The 17,475-nt window shown below is 71.6% G+C and carries 20 protein-coding genes; 3 read left to right on the plus strand and 17 right to left on the minus strand.

The features are described 5' to 3' along the window. The first annotated feature begins 40 nt into the window (after window positions 1-40). Entirely contained in the window at window positions 41-1,015 is a 975-nt protein-coding gene (locus tag JOD65_RS14465; protein ID WP_191195634.1) for a putative endonuclease domain-containing protein, read from the plus strand. 122 nt (window positions 1,016-1,137) lie between these two features. Here the strand turns inward: JOD65_RS14465 and JOD65_RS14470 are convergent, their stop codons facing one another. The 14 genes from JOD65_RS14470 to pafA all read right to left on the minus strand — a co-directional run bounded on the left by JOD65_RS14470 (window position 1,138) and on the right by pafA (window position 14,370). Continuing rightward, window positions 1,138-1,788 carry a maleylpyruvate isomerase family mycothiol-dependent enzyme gene (locus JOD65_RS14470; RefSeq protein WP_191195635.1) on the minus strand — a complete coding sequence of 217 codons (651 nt, stop codon included), beginning with the start codon at window positions 1,786-1,788 and terminating at the stop codon, window positions 1,138-1,140. Then, the gene (locus tag JOD65_RS14475; RefSeq protein WP_191195636.1) at window positions 1,785-2,345 is read right to left on the minus strand and encodes a TetR/AcrR family transcriptional regulator; all 561 of its coding nucleotides are present in this window, start codon (window positions 2,343-2,345) and stop codon (window positions 1,785-1,787) included. Before JOD65_RS14475 ends, JOD65_RS14470 begins: the two co-directional genes overlap by 4 nt. 31 nt (window positions 2,346-2,376) lie before the next feature. After that, a complete protein-coding gene (locus JOD65_RS14480; RefSeq protein WP_191195637.1) occupies window positions 2,377-2,946 on the minus strand; it encodes a TetR/AcrR family transcriptional regulator in 570 nt (189 codons plus the stop codon). 7 nt (window positions 2,947-2,953) lie between these two features. Beyond that, window positions 2,954-3,406, minus strand: a complete 453-nt coding sequence (locus tag JOD65_RS14485; protein ID WP_307821181.1) for an Lrp/AsnC family transcriptional regulator — start codon at window positions 3,404-3,406, stop codon at window positions 2,954-2,956. A gap of 10 nt (window positions 3,407-3,416) precedes the next feature. After that, window positions 3,417-4,352 carry a 5'-3' exonuclease gene (locus JOD65_RS14490; protein ID WP_191195638.1) on the minus strand — a complete coding sequence of 312 codons (936 nt, stop codon included), beginning with the start codon at window positions 4,350-4,352 and terminating at the stop codon, window positions 3,417-3,419. 75 nt (window positions 4,353-4,427) lie between these two features. Further along, entirely contained in the window at window positions 4,428-7,232 is a 2,805-nt protein-coding gene (locus JOD65_RS14495) for a DEAD/DEAH box helicase (protein WP_191195639.1), read from the minus strand. Between the two features lie 72 nt (window positions 7,233-7,304). Then, complete coding sequence (locus tag JOD65_RS14500; RefSeq protein ID WP_191195640.1) at window positions 7,305-8,210, minus strand: diacylglycerol kinase; 906 nt, start codon at window positions 8,208-8,210, stop codon at window positions 7,305-7,307. A gap of 77 nt (window positions 8,211-8,287) precedes the next feature. Further along, window positions 8,288-8,698: a hypothetical protein gene (locus tag JOD65_RS14505; RefSeq protein ID WP_191195641.1), complete on the minus strand. Its 411-nt coding sequence runs from the start codon at window positions 8,696-8,698 to the stop codon at window positions 8,288-8,290. A 30-nt stretch (window positions 8,699-8,728) separates the two neighbouring features. Further along, the gene (gene tatC, locus JOD65_RS14510; RefSeq protein ID WP_307821182.1) at window positions 8,729-9,565 is read right to left on the minus strand and encodes a twin-arginine translocase subunit TatC; all 837 of its coding nucleotides are present in this window, start codon (window positions 9,563-9,565) and stop codon (window positions 8,729-8,731) included. Window positions 9,566-9,585: 20 nt separating this feature from the next. Next, window positions 9,586-9,885 (minus strand): Sec-independent protein translocase subunit TatA, encoded by a 300-nt coding sequence (gene tatA, locus JOD65_RS14515; protein WP_191196207.1) that lies wholly within the window; start codon window positions 9,883-9,885, stop codon window positions 9,586-9,588. Between the two features lie 46 nt (window positions 9,886-9,931). Then, window positions 9,932-10,927, minus strand: a complete 996-nt coding sequence (locus JOD65_RS14520) for a helix-turn-helix transcriptional regulator (protein ID WP_191195642.1) — start codon at window positions 10,925-10,927, stop codon at window positions 9,932-9,934. Further along, window positions 10,924-11,877, minus strand: coding sequence for a helix-turn-helix transcriptional regulator (locus tag JOD65_RS14525; RefSeq protein ID WP_224747746.1), 954 nt, complete (start codon window positions 11,875-11,877; stop codon window positions 10,924-10,926). The genes JOD65_RS14520 and JOD65_RS14525 overlap by 4 nt, the downstream gene beginning before the upstream one ends. 62 nt (window positions 11,878-11,939) lie before the next feature. Further along, window positions 11,940-12,899 (minus strand): FKBP-type peptidyl-prolyl cis-trans isomerase, encoded by a 960-nt coding sequence (locus JOD65_RS14530; RefSeq protein ID WP_191195644.1) that lies wholly within the window; start codon window positions 12,897-12,899, stop codon window positions 11,940-11,942. 109 nt (window positions 12,900-13,008) lie between these two features. Further along, on the minus strand, window positions 13,009-14,370 hold the full coding sequence (gene pafA, locus JOD65_RS14535; RefSeq protein ID WP_191195645.1) for a Pup--protein ligase: 1,362 nt from the start codon (window positions 14,368-14,370) through the stop codon (window positions 13,009-13,011). A 79-nt stretch (window positions 14,371-14,449) separates the two neighbouring features. Between pafA and JOD65_RS14540 the strand changes: the two genes are divergently transcribed. Next, a complete protein-coding gene (locus JOD65_RS14540) occupies window positions 14,450-14,920 on the plus strand; it encodes a hypothetical protein (RefSeq protein ID WP_191195646.1) in 471 nt (156 codons plus the stop codon). A gap of 46 nt (window positions 14,921-14,966) precedes the next feature. Next, window positions 14,967-15,377 (plus strand): hypothetical protein, encoded by a 411-nt coding sequence (locus JOD65_RS14545; protein ID WP_191195647.1) that lies wholly within the window; start codon window positions 14,967-14,969, stop codon window positions 15,375-15,377. Between the two features lie 21 nt (window positions 15,378-15,398). Here JOD65_RS14545 and prcA read toward each other — a convergent pair whose 3' ends face one another. Genes prcA through JOD65_RS14560 form a run of 3 tightly spaced genes read right to left on the minus strand, consistent with a single transcriptional unit; the run spans window position 15,399 to window position 17,439 of the window. Next, complete coding sequence (prcA, locus tag JOD65_RS14550) at window positions 15,399-16,382, minus strand: proteasome subunit alpha (protein WP_191195648.1); 984 nt, start codon at window positions 16,380-16,382, stop codon at window positions 15,399-15,401. Between the two features lie 23 nt (window positions 16,383-16,405). Beyond that, window positions 16,406-17,236, minus strand: coding sequence for a proteasome subunit beta (gene prcB, locus JOD65_RS14555; protein WP_191195649.1), 831 nt, complete (start codon window positions 17,234-17,236; stop codon window positions 16,406-16,408). A 5-nt stretch (window positions 17,237-17,241) separates the two neighbouring features. Beyond that, window positions 17,242-17,439 (minus strand): ubiquitin-like protein Pup, encoded by a 198-nt coding sequence (locus JOD65_RS14560; RefSeq protein WP_191195650.1) that lies wholly within the window; start codon window positions 17,437-17,439, stop codon window positions 17,242-17,244. Window positions 17,440-17,475: the final 36 nt, after the last annotated feature.

Here is a 17,475-nt window from a genome sequence, read left to right on the forward strand (position 1 = left end):
CTCCAAGTAGGCGTTCTCCACAGAGGGACGGCCTCGGTGTTTGTCCACAATCGTCGGGCGGGCATCCAGGGGCATGACTGATTTCCAGCTCTCCCCCACTGACGTGCGTCTACGGCGCGACCTCGTTGACGAGGGCTACACGGACCGCGACATCCGACGACACGTACGGTCCGGGTCGCTGACGAAGCTGCGGTACGGCGCCTACGTGCCGACAGATCTGGTCAAGGGCCTCGATGCAGTTGGCATGATGCGTGCGCGGTCGCGAGCGGTCCTGAGGACAGCGCATCCGTCGTCAGTCCTCAGCCACCAGTGCGCGCTGGCCGAGTACGACGTCCCGCTGTGGGGAATCGAGCTGGGTCTCACCCACGTGACACGAACCGACGGGCGACCGGGGCGACGCGAGGCGGGGGTCGTCCATCATCGAGCGACGCTCGGCAAACGCCAGTGGCTGCTCCGCGACGGCGTCCGCGTGGTCAGACCTGCCCGCGCGGTGATCGAGGTGGTGACGTCCAATCGCCCGGAGGTCGGCCTCGTGGTGGCGTGCGGAGTGCTGCACCTCGGTCTGTCCACGGAGGCCGAGCTCGCCGAGGCCGCATCGCTCACGCGGCACTGGCCGTTCAGTCTGAACACGCGCATCGTCCTGTCGCGTGCTGATCGGCGCCTCACCAATGTCGCAGAGGCACGGGTGTGGCACTTCTTCCACGAGCAGCGCATCCCGCGCCCCGAACCCCAGGTCGACGTGTTCGACGCCGCCGGGAACCTGCTCGGCATCGTCGACTTCCTGTGGCGCCGCCTGGGCGTCTTCCTCGAGTTCGACGGCCGCATCAAGTACGAGCAGCACCGCCGGCCTGGCGAGACCGTCGCCGACTACGTGCTGCGAGAGAAGCGCCGCGAGGAGCAGATCTGCCTGGCCACCGGCTGGATCTGCATTCGAATCACCTGGGAAGACCTTGCACGCCCGCTGGTCCTGGCCGATCGGATCCGGCGAGCGCTGGCGCGCCGCGCGCAGGGCTGAGCCGAGTTGGAGGAGCAGTCTGGCGCGTGTAGGCCGTTGCGGCCGCCTACACGCGACGAAGTCCCCGCACGTGCGGGGACTTCGATCGGGGATCGGTATCGCTGCCGCATGCAGAAGGGGCGTCAGAGGCGGGCGAGGAGGACCGGGGCGCCGGGGCCGGTGAGGTGATCGGGGGCGACGGGGCGGCCGTAGAGGACCAGCAGGAGGATCTCGGTCGAGGCGAGGACGTCGGGGCCCGAGCCATGGGTCCAGTCGCTGTCGGTGGCCACGAGGCGCACGCCGGCGACCCGGCGTCGCGCGCTCCCGCCGACCACCACGTTCAGCGGCCAGGGAGTAGCCATGCTGAACTCGGCGAGCGGGGCGAGCACCTCGGCCGGCACCTGTGCCGGGATCCCGAGGGGGCGACGTACGTCTATCCCGTGCACGACGGCGTCGGCCAGCGCAGCAACCGGGGGCATGCCGATCGGTGTCGCGCCGGTCCGTGCGTTGTCGCGCAGCTGGGCGAGGATGGCCTCGTGGCCGCGCTCGGACCAGCCGACGGCCGAGCGGGCGATCATCCGGTTCATCGAGAACCCGTGCCGCCCCATCGCGGCCGCTCCGGCACCGATGCCCAGAACCGGGGCCCAGGCGAGGTGGGCGGCGACGTCGATCACCCGCCACTCCGAGCACAGCGAGGGGGCGACCCACTGGTCGGGTTCGAGCCCCACGAGCGTCTCGATGAAGCCGTCGCGCAGCGTGCGGGTCAGCTCCGACACAGTGGTCGCCCCATTCATGCTGCTCGCCACCCGAGGGCGTCGATGAGGGTGCGCACGCGCCCCGCGACGTCGAGGCCGGGCGTCGGCAGCGCCAGCTCGTGGAAGACGAGGCCCGTGACGTAGTTCGCCATGATCCCGTAGTCCCGCTCCGGGTGGCGGGAACCGGCACGACGTACGAGGTCCAGCGCCCAGGTGTCGACCTCGTCCGCCCCGACTGCGTAGAAGGCGCGCAGCGCGGGCGTGCGGGCGGCCTCCGCGTGGAGCATGTAACGGGCAAGCGTCGTGGCACGGTCGACGCCGAGCGCGCGGTGGGCGAAGGCTCCGAACGCCGACGCAAGCCCCTCGCGCGACGCCTCGATCTCCCCGTTCGGGCCGGAGGCCATCTCCATCTCCCGCTCGATGCAGCGCTGCGTCACGCCCTCGACCAGCGCCCGGTTCGTCGGGAACCGCACTTCCGTGGAGCCGGCGGCGACCCCGGCCCGGGCGTCCACCGCGTCGTGGGTCAGTCCGCTGACTCCCTGGTCGGCGACGAGCTCGATGCCTGCGTCGAGCAGCTGGGCACGGAGATCTGCCATCCCTAACAACTACACGTGTAGTGCCTGCGCGTCAAGAGGCTTCGCCGACGGTCCAGCCCAGGGTGTCGATCACCGCGCGGATCCTGGCCCTGGCGTCAAGGTCGGGCGACGGCAACGCGAGCTCGTGCAGCACGAGCCCGGTGACGTAGTTGGCGAGGAGGCCGACGTCCCGGTGCGGGTCACGCGAGCCGGCGCGAGTGATGAGGTCGAGGCCCCACGTGTCGACCTGGTCGGCACCGAGCGCCATCCCCGCGCGAAGCCCCGGGTTCTGAGCGGTCTCGACGAGGATGGCATAGCGGGCGAGTGTCACCATCCTGTCGGGACCGAGCGCGCGGTCGACGAAGCGGCCCAGCGCCTCGGCGACGCCGTCCGGTGTCGGGTCGACCTGGTCGCGCGGCCCGGTGGCCATCTCCCGCTCGCGGACGATGAACCGCTCGACGATGCCGAGCACCAGCGCCTCGCGGGTGCGGAAGTAGTTGGACGTCGACCCCGCAGGCAGGTCGGCGGCCGCGTCGACGGCGCGGTGCGTCAGCCCGCGCATCCCCTGGGTCCCGACCAGCTCGAGGGCCGTGTCCAGCAGCAGCGTGCGACGGTCAACCATCCCGCGGTCAGTCGACGGGTCGGTTCTCGAACGGCGTCGACAGCACGATGGTGGTGCGGGTGGAGACGCTCGCGACTGCGCGGATCCGCGCCAGCAGCTCTTCGAGCGCGAGTGGCGTGGCGACGCGGATCTTGAGGATGTAGGACTCCTCGCCCGCCACCGACCAGCACGACTCGATCTCCGTGATGCCCCTGAGCCGGTCGGGGTAGTCGTCGGGCTGCGACGGGTCGATCGGCGTGATCGAGATGAAGGCGGTCAGCGGGCGACCGAGCTGGTCGTGGTCGACGGTCGCCCCGTAGCCCATGATCAGCCCGCGCTGCTCGAGACGCTTGACGCGCTGGTGCACCGCGGACGTCGACAGGTCGGTCGCCTTGCCCAGGTCGGTGAAGGACATGCGTCCGTCAGCGGCCAGCAGCGCGAGGATCTGCCGGTCCTTGGACTCGACCTCGGAGGAGCTCACGCGCGACACCCTAGTGTGAGCCGGACAGCGCCTCCACCAGGCGCACGGCAGACGAGCCGAGCCCCCACTGCGCGTCGAGGGCGACGACGGCGTCGTGGTCGGCGGGCGTACGGGGACGGGTCAGGTCGCGCCCCCCTAGGTCGAGGTCACGGCGTACGGCGACCACGCGGGGCGCGACGGAGAGGTAGTCGGCAGCCGCCTTGATCTTGCCGCGCGGTCCGGGACCCATGTCGGAGTCGGGGTCGCCGGCCGCGGCGATGACGGCGTCGATGGTGCCGAACCTGTTGAGCAGCGTCGCCGCGGTCTTGTCCCCCACGCCGGCGACCCCGGGCAGGCCGTCGGACGCGTCCCCGCGCAGCGTTGCGAGGTCGGCGTACTGGTGGGCGTCGACGCCGTACTTGCCGCGCACCCACGCGTTGTCGACCCGCTCGTGCTTGCTGACGCCGCGGGCGACGTAGAGCACCCGCACCTCGGCGTCGTCGTCGACGAGCTGGAAGAGGTCGCGGTCGCCGGTCACGATGTCGACCGCCATGCCGGCGTCGGTGGCGAGGGTGCCGATGACGTCGTCGGCCTCCATCTCGGCGTGCCCCACGACCGGGATGCCGTAGGCCTCGAGCACCGACAGGATGACCGGGATCTGCGCCTCGAGGGGGTCGGGCACCTCCTCGACGTCCGGCTTCGGTCCCGGCACCTCGCGCACCACGCGGTGGGCCTTGTAGGAGGGGAGCAGGTCGACGCGCCACTGCGGGCGCCAGTCGTCGTCCCAGCAGCACGCCAGGTGGGTGGGGTCGTACTCCCCCACGAGGCGGCTGATGAAGTCCATCAGTCCGCGCACGGCGTTGACGGGGGTGCCGTCCGGCGCCCGCACGGAGTCGGGCACGCCGAAGAACGCCCGGAAGTAGAGCGAGGCGGTGTCGAGCAGCAGGAGACGGTCGCCGGTGGCCATGGCCGGAAGCCTTCCACATCACTGGCCGGCCGGTTCCGACCCCGCACCGCGGCGAGCCCGTCGGTCCCTTGCGCGTCAGTCGGCCAGCACGCTGTAGGCGATCACGCCGCGCTTGAGCAGCCGGGCGGTCGCCCGCGCCGTCTCGCGCAGCTCCCGCTCCCCCGCCGCGTCGGCGACCTGGCCGCACAGGTCGAGCAGCTGCTTCATCCAGCGCACGAAGTCGCCGGCGGACAGCCCGGTCACCATCAGCACGTCGTCGAGGGCGTCGCCCTCGGCCCAGCGCCACGCCGCCCAGGCGAAGCCCATGTCGGGCTCGCGGAGGAAGTCGAGGTGGTGGTCCCGCTCGAGCGCGTCGAGCTGGCCCCAGAGGCGGACGAGCTCGCCGAGCACCGGCCGCACCTGGCCGCCGGGCATCTTGGGCGAGGTGGCGTCGTCGGCGCGTCGCGCCTCGAACACCAGCGCCGACAGCACGGCCGCCAGCTCGGAGGGGGCGAGCCCGTCGAACAGCCCGGCCCGGATCGCCTCGGCCGCGACGAGGTCCATGTCGGTGTAGATCCGCCGCAGGTGCGAACCCTTCTCGGTGACCTTGTCGCCCTCGAGGTAGCCGAGCGCGGCCAGGACGTCGCAGACGCGGTCGAAGGTGCGCGCGACCGTGTTGGTGCGGTTGTCCACCCGCCGCTTCAGGGTCTCGGTGTCGCGCTGGAGCTTGAACCAGCGCTCCGCCCACCGCGAGTGGTCCTCACGCTCGGGGCACTGGTGGCACGGGTGCGCCTTGAGCTCGGTGCGCAGGCGGGCGACCTCCCGGTCCGTGGCGGTGTCGCCGAAGGTGTCACCCTGCTTGGCGCGCCGCTCCCCCGGGGCGTCGAGGTCGTGGGCCTTGGCGCGGAGCGCCGTCGCGAGGTCGCGCCGCATCCCCGGGTTGCGACCGTTGAACGACTTGGGGATCCGCAGCCGCCCGACGGCCTCCACCGGGGTCGGGAAGTCCATCGGTGCGAGCCGCCGCGCCTGGCGGTCGGCGGTGAGGACGTAGGGGCGTGGCTCGTCGCCCGAGTGGCCCGGGTCGATCACGACCGCGAGGCCGCTGAACTTGCCGGCGGGCACGTGGATCACGTCGCCGGGGCGCAGCTTGCCGAGCGACCGCATCGCCTCCTCGCGGCGGTCCATGCGGCGCTCCCGGGCGGCCCCCTTCTCGAGGTCGGAGATCTGCCGGCGCAGGGCGGCGTACTCCATGAAGTCGCCGACGTGGCACGTAGCGGCCTCGCGGTAGCCGTCGAGGGCCTCCTCGGCCTTGTGCACCTGCCTGGCCAGCCCGACGACCGCCTTGTCGGCCTGGAACTGGGCGAAGGACTGCTCGAGCAGCTCACGCGACGTCGCGCGGCCGAACTGGTGCACGAGGTTGACCGCCATGTTGTAGGACGGTCGGAAGGAGGAGCGGAGCGGGTAGGTGCGGGTGGAGGCCAGACCGGCGACCTCGCCGGGGTTCATCCCCGGTTGGTAGAGCACGACGCCGTGGCCCTCGATGTCGAGGCCACGCCGCCCCGCGCGCCCGGTGAGCTGGGTGTACTCCCCCGGCGTCAGGTTGGCGTGGGTCTCGCCGTTCCACTTCGACAGCTTCTCGATCACCACCGTGCGGGCCGGCATGTTGATGCCGAGCGCCAGGGTCTCGGTGGCGAAGACGACCTTGACCATGCCCTCCTGGAACAGCTCCTCGACGACCTGCTTGAACGCCGGCAGCAGCCCGGCGTGGTGCGCGGCGACGCCGCGGGTCAGTCCGTCGAGGAACTCGTGGTAGCCCAGGACGTGGAGGTCCTCCTCGGGCAGGGTGCGGGATGCCTCCTCGACCCGGGCGAAGATCTCGTCGCGCTCGGCGGCGGTCGTCAGGCGGGTGTTGGCCTGGACGAGCTGGGTCACCGCCGCGTCGCACCCGGCCCGGCTGAAGATGAACACGATCGCCGGCAGCAGGCCCTCGCGGTCGAGTCGCTCGACGACCTCGACGCGGCTCGGGATCCACACCCGACGCCCGTTGCCCACCGACCGGGGGTTCTTCGGCGACCCGGGCTTGCCCTTGCGCGGCGAACGCCGGTCGCGCATCAGCCGCGAGCTCGCCCAGTCGTCGCGGGCGATGCGGGTCAGCTCGTCGTTGACCGGCGCGCCCTCCTTCACGAAGCCGGCGCTGGCGTCGACGTCGGAGGAGGCGAAGAGGTCGAGCAGCCGGCGGCCGACCATGACGTGCTGGAACAGCGGCACCGGCCGCTTCTCCTCCAGGATCGTCGTGGTCTCACCGCGGACCGTGGCCAGCCACTCGCCGAACTCCTCGGCGTTGGAGACCGTCGCCGAGAGGGACACCAGGGTCACCGACTCCGGGAGGTGGATGATGACCTCCTCCCACACCGCGCCGCGCATCCGGTCAGCGAGGTAGTGCACCTCGTCCATGACCACGAACCCGAGGCCGAGCAACGTGCGGGACCCGGCGTAGAGCATGTTGCGCAGCACCTCGGTGGTCATCACGACCACGGGCGCCTCGCCGTTGACCACGTTGTCGCCGGTCAGCAGGCCCACCTTGTCGGCGCCGTAGCGCTTCACCAGGTCGTGGTACTTCTGGTTGGACAGGGCCTTGATCGGCGTCGTGTAGAACGCCTTGCGCCCGGTCTGGAGCGCCAGGTGGATGGCGAACTCGCCAACGACGGTCTTGCCGGACCCGGTCGGGGCCGCGACGAGCACGCCGCGGCCGTCCTCGATCTCCCGGCAGGCGCGGAGCTGGAAGTCGTCGAGCTCGAAGCCGTAGAGGCCCTCGAAGTCCTTGAGCATCGGGAAGGGCTTCTCGCGCTGGAACGCCGCGTAGCGCTCGGCGGGCGTGGGCTGGTCGTCGTGCTCGGTCATGCGGGGTCCCCGCGGCGTTGTTCGGAGGAGCGGAGCGGAGGAGAAGAACGTCGTGGGGTGCTCATGGGGTCCTCATGCAATCACGTCCAGCGCGCCGGGAACGCACTCGACGGTCAGGGGCAGCGGGCCGAAGCGCTCGCCGTCGGCGTACGACACGATGCCGGGCGCCGCCACGGTGACGCTCCGCACCCGCCGGTGGACGTACTCCGCCACGCCGTCGATCCGCCCGGTGAACAGGCGCGGGTAGGAACGGACCAGCTTGGGCTTGCTCATCCGGGTGATGACCACGACGTCGAGCAGCCCGTCGTCGAGGAGGGCGCCCTCGGTGATCCGGAGCCCGCCCCCGAACGACGGTCCGTTGCCCACGGCGACGAGCATCGCCTCGTGCTCGACGGTCTCGCCGTCGAGCTGCAGCACGTAGGGGATCGGGCGGAACGTGCGGAGCTCGGCCAGCGTGGCGATGTTGTAGCGCATCTGGCCACGGGGCCAGGTCATCGCGTTGGCCCGCTCGTTGACGATCGCGTCGAAACCCGCGGCGAGCACGGTCACGAACCACCGGTCGCCGCTGCGGGCCAGGTCGATGGTGCGCCGCCGCGACGCGATGACGCGGTCGGCGGCCGCCACGGGGTCGGTGCGCGGGAGGTCGAGGTAGCGCGCGAAGTCGTTGCCGGTGCCGCTGGGGATCACGCCGAGGGGTGTGCCGGTGCCGGCCACGGCCTGCACGCCGAGGTGCACGAGGCCGTCGCCGCCGCACACCACGAGGGCCTCGACACCGTCGGCGACGCACGCGCGGGCCAGGTCGGCCGCCTCGTCGGCGTCGCGACCCGCGAGGTTGCGCACGACGAAGCCGCTCTCCCGCAGCCGGGCCAGGGCGGCGTCGCGATGGCGTGCCCCCTTGCCGCGACCCGACGTCGGGTTGGTCAGCAGGGCGATCTCCCGCCCCCGCACGAGGCGGTCGGGCGCAGCCGGGTCGTGCATGGCGCGACCCTATCCCCCGGCACCGACCGGACGGCTCGACTCTCCCGCACGCCCGGCGCCAGCGCGCCGGTGGCGGGTCAGCCCAGCCGCAGCAGGACGGCGTACCGCTCGGTGCGTGCCCCGACCGCGCGGGCCAGCCGACCGAGGGCGTCGAGCACCAGCTCGGGACCGAAGCGGGTCCCCGGGACGGCCAGGACCATGCGCGAGCCGTGCTCGCCGATCACGACCTGTCCGTGGCGCCACGCCTGGTGGACCCGCAGCCGGGTCGCGTCGTCCACGACCGGAGCCGGGTAGGCCTCGTCGACCGCGAGCAGGTCGCACACGATCTCCTGGGCCACCTCTGCCCGGTCGTCGGGCTGGTCCGCCGCCAGCCGACCCCGGACGAGGTGCCCGGTCTGCAGGCCCTCGTCGGCGCGCCAGACCACGTCGCCGGTGCCCAGCCACTCCGGCAGGTCGAACGGGTCGATGTCGGTGAGGGTGGCCTGCATGGGTCCACCCTGTCAGAGCCGGCCGGGGCCTCAGATGGAGGACAGCTCGTCGGGCGAGAGGCCGGCGTTGGGTGCGCGGCGGGCGCGACGCTTGTCGTTGAACCGCGCGATGGCCTCCGAGGCGAAGAACAGCAGCACCATCGGGACCGCCATCAGGGTCATCGTGAAGGGGTCGGCCGACGGCGTCGCGACGGCAGCGAAGATGAAGGTGCCGATGACGATCCATGGCCGGTAGGCCTTGAGCGCGGACCCCTTCACCACGCCGGCGAAGTTGAGCAGCACGACGAAGACCGGGATGTTGAAGGCCAGCCCGAACACGAAGAGCGTGCGGGTGAAGAACTGCAGGTAGTCGTTGAAGTCGATGAGGTTGGTGACGCCGTCGGGGTTGAAGCCGATCAGCACCTCCAGGGCGATCGGCAGGGTCACGTAGCCCAGGACGATGCCGGTGAGGAAGAGCGGACCGGCGACCGCCACGAAGATGCGGCTCATCTTCCGCTCCTGGGCATAGAGCCCGGGCAGCACGAAGGCCCAGATCTGGTAGAGCCAGTAGGGCGCGGTCACGATGGCGGCGGCGAAGCCGCACAGGGTCAACCAGAGGAGAAGGCCCGCGCCTGCGCCGCTGGTCGTGGCGATCGACGTGCCTTCCGCCAGTGTCTTCTGGGCGTCCTGGTAGGGGCCGTAGACGGCGTCGTAGATCGCATGGCGGAAGACGATCGCCACCGCGAGAGCGACGCCGAACACCAGCAGGCAGCGCAGCAGCCGCGCGCGGAACTCGCGGAAGTGGTCGGCGAGTGCCATCCGTCCGTCGGGGCCGACAGCATCGGGCGACGGCCCCTTGAACAGGCCGACGAGACCGGCAATCCTCACGCTCTTCTGGACTCCGGCGATCAGGCGGTGGTGTCGTCGCGCCGCTCGCGCAGCACCTCACCGGAGGTGTCGTTGCGCACCTCGCCACCCGCGGCCGGGTCGTGGGCCTCGTTGCGGGCCTCGATCTCGCGCTGCTCGGGGGTCTTCTCGGCGTCGTCATCGTCGCGGAGGCTCTTGGTCTCCGTCTTGAAGATGCGCAGCGCCTGTCCCGAGCTACGGGCCAGGTCGGGCAGCTTGGCGGCACCGAACACGAGCACCACGATCGCCAGGATCACGAGCCACTCCAGGCCCTGCGGCATGCCGATCATCGGGTCGATCATGTGGGTCACTCCGTCGTTGGTGGTGTGGTGGATCACGTGCTGGGGGTCACTCGGAGTCTACGCCGTCGTCCTCGTACATGCGGAGCGCCGTCCGGGCTGCGGTCGTGAAAGCGTCGGCGTACGCCGCTGGCGCAAGGAGCTCGGCGTGGGGCGCCAGGCGCAGGAGCAGGGACTTCACCCATTCCTCGCTGGCCACCTCGAGGTCGACGTCGATCGTGCCGTCGGGCCCCGGTCGCCTGCCGGTCACCGGGTAGTACTCGACGACCCAGCGCGCCTGGGGTGCCAGCCGCAGGGTGACGGTCGTGGTCTCGGCGTCGGTGAACCAGCCGCCGGTGAGGTCTCGGGCACGCGCGCCGGGGTCGGCGACGGGGCTGTCGAGCTCCGTGGCGGCCACGATGCGGTCCACCCGGAAGGCGCGGTCGCCGCCGGCGGTGTGGCACCAGGCGTCGAGGTAGAGCAGGTCCTCGACCCGGGCGAGCCCGCGGGGATCGACGACCCGGCGGGACTCCCGGTCGCGGGACGGCACGTGGTAGGTGATCTCGACCTGGTGGCCGTGGGCCAGCGCCGACTCCAGCACGGGAACGACGGCGCTGCTCTCGAGCGGCGTCGGCGTGACGTGGAGGCGGAGCAGTCCCTCGCCGTCCTGCCCGGCGGCCTCCTCGAGCTTGGCCAGGGTCCGCTCGATGACCTCGCGGGCCTCAGCGGGGGCGGTGTCGACCATCGTGCGCAGCGCCACGACGAGCGAGGTGGCCTCGGCGGGCGAGAAGCGCACCGGCCGGGCGAGGTAGTCGGCGTTGTCGACCCGGATGATCCGGTCGCCCTCCAGCGCCTCGAGGTCGACCTCGATCAGGTCACCGGGCAGCCCGGGCGACACCCCGGTCATGAACAGCAGCCGCAGGTCGCGCTCGATCTGGTCGGCGTCGGTGCCGAAGTGGGCGGCGGCGTCCTCCAGGCGCACCTCGCCGCGTGCCAGGAGGTACGGCACCAGCGCGAGCAGGCGCGCCACCTGGTCGGGCGCGGTGTCACCGGTCTGCGTGCTCATGACGCCTCCCCCGAGCCGGCCACGGCGCGGAGCCGGGCGACCACGTCGTCGCGCAGGGACTGCGGCGCCACCACGACCGCGTCGGCGCCGTAGGTGAGCACCTCGTCGGCCAGCTCGTGCACGGGCCCCTGGACGACAACGGCGTCCCACCCGGGGCGGTCGGCGATCGGCGTCACCGACTCCGCGCGCCGGCGCAGGCCGACACCGGTGCCCTGCCGCAACCTGACCTCGGCCCGGACGGACGGGTACGACGGCGAGAGCCGCCGGGCGACCTCGCGCACGTCGGTGCCGGGCGGGACGTCGTACGCCCCGGACCTGCCGCTCGCGCGGACGGTGCCGACGATCCGCGAGAGCCGGAAGACGCGCTCGGCGCCACGGTCGACGTCGAAGCCGACGACGTACCACCGGCCCGAGGAGCGAGCGAGGCCCCAGGGCTGGACCCGACGGGTGGTCGGCGCGGTCTCGTCGGCGCGCTGGTAGGGGAAGCCGACCTGGCGCCGCTTGCCGATCGCGTCCCACAGGGGCTCGAAGGCCGGCTCGTCGGCGGTGATGGCCGGGGCGACGACCTCGAGGCGCGACGGGTCGATCTCGACGCCCTGGCCCTTCAGCTTGGCCAGCGCGCGGCCCGTCGCCTTCGCGAGGGTCGCCTGCTGCCAGACCTGGGCGGCCAGGCCGAGGACAGCTGCCTCGTCGGACTCGAACCTGATCTCCGGGAGCGAGGTCTGCTCGGTCGGGATGCGGTAGCCGATCTCGTCGTCGAAGAACGCGTCAGCGCTCCCGACCTCGATCACGGCGCCGATCTGTCGCAGGGCGTCCTTGTCGCGCTCGAAGGCACGCTCGAACGCCTCGTCGCCGGCCGGCCCGCGGGCGTGCTCGGGGTAGCACGCCTCGCGGATCGCGTCCTTGCCGATGAAGCGCTTGGCGCCGAGCAGCAGGATGTGGAGGTTCATCAGCCGTTCTGCCCGTGGCTGCACCATTCCAGTCCCCCTCTCCCCTGCGCCTGTCGGTCGGGTCAGGAAGCGCCGAGGATGTCGACGACGAAGAACAGGGTGTCGGTGCCCTTGATCCCGGCCTGCTCGTTGCCCTGCTCGCCGTAGCCGTCGGCCGGCGGGATCTCCAGGATCACGCGCGAGCCGACGGTGCGACCCACGAGGCGCTCGTCCCAGCCCGGGATGACCTGGCCGACGCCGATCGGGAACTCGGCGGGCTCGCCGCTGTAGGACTCGTCGAACGGCTTGTCGGCGTCGTAGACCTGACCGAGGTAGTTGACGGTGAGGGTCTGGCCGGCCTTCACCTTGGCGCCGTCGCCCTTCACGAGGGTGGTGGCGATCAGCTTGCCGGTGGGCTTGTGGGCGGTGCTGAAGTCGAGGCCGGTGATGACGCCGTCCTTCTCGACCAGCTCCGGCGCCCAGCCCGCGGGCTTCTTGTCCTCGCCCTGCGGGCCGTCGAGCGGCGGCACCGTCTCGGACCGGCCGAGGATGTCGACGACCGCCAGGACGGCGTCCTTGTTGCCGATGCCGATGTCGGGGCGCCCGCCCTCACCGAACGCCTCCTCGGCGCTGGTGAGCAGCACGACGCGGTCGCCGACCTGGTTGCCGATGACGGTCTCGCGCAGGAACGGCAGGATGTCCTCCGACATCTCCACCGACTGCGGCGCGCCGTCCTTGGTCCAGGTGCTCTGCGCCTCCTTCTCGGTGAAGCCGTTGCCGATCCACCAGTTGGCCTTCACGGTGTCGCCCTCGGCGACCTCCTCGCCGTCGCCCTCGACGAGGACCTCGGTCTCGTCCTTCGAGCCGTCGAGGCGGCCGTCGAAGGTGACCTTCGGCTCCGAGCCCTGGTCGCCCTCGATGGTCACCGAGCTGAGGGACTCGCCGCCCTCCTGCGGGTCGCTGGAGCCGGAGCCGCAAGCGGCCAGTCCGAGCATGCTGAAGGAGAGGACACCGCTGAGGGCAGCGGAACGTACACGAGACACGGATTCACCTGTTCGATCGGTCGGCGTTGCCCGGACACCCTATCCAGCACACCCCACGCCAACCGCCGCGACACCACCGCGACGCCCGCGCGGGCAGGTCACGGGGAGGTCACATGCCGTCGATGAGGCGCTGCACCCGCTCGTCGTACGCCTTGAACGGGTCCTTGCACAGCACGGTGCGCTGCGCCTGGTCGTTGAGCTTGAGGTGCACCCAGTCGACGGTGAAGTCGCGGCGACGCTCCTGCGCGCGCCGGATGAACTCGCCTCGAAGGCGCGCGCGCGTGTTCTGCGGCGGCACGCTCTTGGCCTCGAAGATCTTCAGGTCGCTGCTCACGCGGGCGACGGCACCGCGCTTCTCGAGCAGGTAGTAGAGCCCGCGCCCCCGGTGGATGTCGTGATAGGCGAGGTCGAGCTGCGCGATACGGGCGTCGCCGAGGGAGAGACCGTTCTTGGCGCGGTAGCGCTCGATGAGCTTGAGCTTGATGACCCAGTCGATCTCGCGGTCCACCAGGCCGAGGTCGTCGGACTCGACGGCCTTGAGCCCGCGCTCCCACAGGTCGAGCGCCCGCTCGATGGTCGGCGTGGAGATCTGGCGCCGGTCGACGAAGTCGCGGGCCTTGCCGAGGTACTCGGCCTGGATCTCCAGCGCGCTCGCCTCGCGGCCATTGGCCAGACGCACCTTGCGGCGGCCGGTCGGGTCGTGGCTGATCTCGCGGATCGCGCGGATCGGGTTCTCCATCGTGAGGTCGCGCATCACCACGCCCTCTTCGATCATCCGCAGCACGAGGTCGCAGGACGCCACCTTGAGCATCGTGGTCGTCTCGCTCATGTTGGAGTCGCCGACGATGACGTGGAGGCGCCGGAACCGCTCCGCGTCGGCGTGCGGCTCGTCGCGGGTGTTGATGATGGGCCGGCTGCGGGTGGTGGCGCTGCTGACGCCCTCCCAGATGTGCTCGGCACGCTGGCTCACGCTGTACGACGCACCGCGCGGCGTCATCACGACCTTGCCTGCGCCGACGACGATCTGCCGGGTCACCAGGAACGGGATCAGGATGTCGGCCAGCCTGCTGAACTCCCCCGCGCGGCCGACGAGGTAGTTCTCGTGGCAGCCGTAGGAGTTGCCGGCGGAGTCGGTGTTGTTCTTGAAGAGGTAGATGTCGCCGGCGATGCCCTCCTCGTGCAGGCGCGCCTCGGCGTCGAGCAGCAGGCCCTCGAGGATGCGCTCGCCCGCCTTGTCGTGCGTGACGAGGTCGACGATGTCGTCGCACTCCGGTGTGGCGTACTCCGGGTGGCTGCCCACGTCGAGGTAGAGCCGCGCGCCGTTGCGGAGGAACACGTTGGACGAGCGACCCCAGCTGACGACCTTGCGGAAGAGGTAGCGGGCGACCTCGTCGGGGCTCAGCCGGCGCTGCCCCTTGAACGTGCACGTGACGCCGTACTCGTTCTCGATGCCGAAGATCCGCCGGTCCATGGACCCACCCTAGGACCGCGGACCACGTCGGGACCGTCACTCCGCGCCGAAACTTGCCCCGGCTGCCTAGGTTGCGGGCATGGATGAGCAGGCTCCTGACTCCCGTCCCGACTCCCCACTCCAGTCCTGGCCCGCGCACGTCGCGACCGCCGTGGTCACCGGCGTCGCCACGACCTACATGCCGGTGCAGCGCTGGTCGCGTCCGACCCGCTGGGCGCTGCACGGTGGGATGGGAGCGCTCGCCGCGGGCGCCGTCGGCCTCTTCCTGCGCGCCCCCGGCAAGCTCGTCGAACCGGAGGAGCAGGATGCGCCTCCGTTCACGCTGAGCCCTGCGGCCAAGGCCGGGATCGCCGTCGCGTTCGGCACCACGATCGCCGCGATGAGCCGCGGCGGCCAGTCGGCGGACGCGTGGGCCGAGGGCGCCCTCACCCGGCGGGGCGTACGTCGTCCGCGACTGTGGATGGGCGTCGCCGCGGCAGGTGCCTCGCTGGCGGTGAGCGCCTCCGACAAGCGCCGGGCGGCTCGGGAACAGGCGTCGTCCACGTCCTGACAGGCCGCTCTTGACGGCCGGCCGTCACTCGGGCGAGCGTTTCCCCATGGGACCTCGCCACCTCGTCGCGACCGTGCTGGTCGCGCCGGACGTCGTCCAGGACCTCGAGCTGAGGGTGATGACCGACGACATGTGGCTGTGGCCCGTGCGCTCGGCACCCGTGGTCGTCGACGGAGCGCGGATGGAGTTCCAGCTCCGCCGGCGGCTGATCGAGCAGCGGCGTGGTGCCTGGGACGATGCCTCCGACTGGACGCCCGCCTGGATCGGTTTCGGCGCCGCCTGGCACGAGTTCGGTCCGGAGGGCAACGCGCGTCCCTCGGGTCCCCTCCCCTGGGCCGCACACCAGCGGTTGTGGAGCGCGCTGGCCGAGTTCGAGTCGTCGGTGCGCTACCGCCGACGCCTCAACGGCATCCCCACCGAGCCGACGGCGGAGTGGCCGGGACTCAACCTGCGCTGAGGGCTCGAGGTCTGAGGCCGCTCAGACCTGACCGGGCTCCGTCGGCGGCGGCGGTGTGCCGGGCGTCGGAGGCTGGCCCGGCTCGGGAGCCGGCGGGGGCGGTGCGACCGGCGGCGCGACCGGGGGCGCGACCGGGGGCGCGGTGGGCGGCGGGGCGACGGGCGGCTCGCCCGTGACCGGGTCCTCGAGGGGCGGCGTGGCTCCGGAGACCTGGTCGGTGGGGTCGGCAGGGTCGTCCTGACCGGACTGCCGCGGACCTGACCCGGCGAGCGCGTCCTCGGGTGCCGCCTCGTCGGCCTGCTCGGGGCCGCGCTCGCCGAGGATCTCGGCGAGCCGCGTCTCGCGCAGCCGGAGGAACTTCCGGGGCTGGGTGCGGGTGCGGTCGAGGGCGGCGACCTCGAGGTCGCCGGCCGGGATCACCCGGTCCTCGGACTCGCCGTGACCCAGGGCCGCGACCGCGACGCGGAGCGTCTCCTCCAGCGACCCGCCGCCGACGTAGTGCTCGGCGAGATGGCCTGCGACCGTGTCGGCCGCCCCACCCATCACGGCGTAGCCGTGCTCGTCGGCCACCTGGCCGTCGTAGGTGAGCCGGTAGAGCTGGTCGTCCTCGGCAGCGTCACCGACCTCGGCGACGAAGATCTCGACCTCGTAGGGCTTCTCGCCGCCCGAGGAGAAGATCGTGCCGAGCGTCTGGGCATAGGCGTTGGCGAGGCCGCGACCGGTGACGTCGCGCCGGTCGTAGGCGTAGCCGCGCATGTCGGCGAGGCGTACGCCGGCGATCCGGAGGTTCTCGAACTCGTTGTAGCGACCGACCGCCGCGAAGGCGATCCGGTCGTAGATCTCGCTGACCTTGTGCAGCGCCTGGGAGGGGTTCTCCGAGACGAACAGGACCCCGTCGGCGTATTGGACGGCGATGACGGAACGACCGCGGGCGATGCCCTTGCGGGCGAAGTCGGCTCGGTCCTTCATCAGCTGCTCGGGCGAGACGTAGAACGGCATGCTCATGTGGCTGTGACTCCTACGTCAGATCAGGTGAGGGCCGCGGCCGGGCCGTCGGGGCGCTGCATCCGGGCGGCGATGATCCGGTCGGCGATCGCCGAGACCTCGTCATCGGGCAGCCGCCGACCGCCGTCGGGCGTGATCACGTGGACCACCGGGAAGATGCGGCGGGTCAGGTCGGGGCCGCCGGTGGCCGAGTCGTCGTCGGCGGCGTCGTAGAGCGCCTGGACCACGGCCGTGACCGCGCCCTCGGCGTCGAGGTCGTCGCGGTAGAGCTTCTTGAGCGAGCCGCGGGCGAACAGCGAGCCGGAGCCGACGGAGTGGAAGGCCGTCTCCTCGTAGCGTCCGCCGGTCACGTCGTAGCTGAAGATGCGGCCCTGGTCAGCGATGAGGTCGTAGCCGGCGAACAACGGCACGACGGCGAGGCCCTGCATCGCCAGGCCGAGGTTGGCGCGGATGAGGGCGGCGAGCCGGTTGGCCTTGCCGTCCATCGACAGCGTCGTGCCCTCGATCTTCTCGTAGTGCTCGAGCTCGGTCTGGAACAGCCGGACCATCTCGACGGCGAGGCCCGCGGTGCCGGCGATGCCGACCACGGAGAACTCGTCGGCCGGGAAGACCTTCTCGATGTCGCGCTGGGCGATGATGTTGCCCATCGTCGCGCGCCGGTCGCCGGCCATGACCACGCCGCCGGCGAAGGTGGCCGCGACGATCGTGGTGCCGTGCGGCGCCAGGCTGCCGGCGTCGCCGGTGGGGACCGCGCGCCGCGACGGGAGCAGGTCGGGCGCCTGGACGCCGAGGAAGTCGGCGAAGCTCGACGTCCCGGGGGTCATGTAGGACGCAGGCAGGCGGGAGTCGCTCATGCGGCTCACTGACCGCCCTTCTGGATGAATGACTTCACGAAGTCCTCGGCGTTGGTCTCGAGGACCTCGTCGATCTCGTCGAGGATCGCGTCGACGTCCTCGTCGATCATCTCCTTGCGCTCGGCGACGTCGGACTCCACGACCTCCTCGGTCGCCGACTCCTCCTGCGAGGACTTGCGCGGCTGCTTCTGCTCCTGGGCCATGCCTCGACCCTATCCACTCCCGCCGACGCCACAAGG

The sequence above is a fragment of the Nocardioides cavernae genome (assembly GCF_016907475.1).
In the GTDB taxonomy this organism is placed as follows: Bacteria; Actinomycetota; Actinomycetes; order Propionibacteriales; family Nocardioidaceae; genus Nocardioides; species Nocardioides cavernae.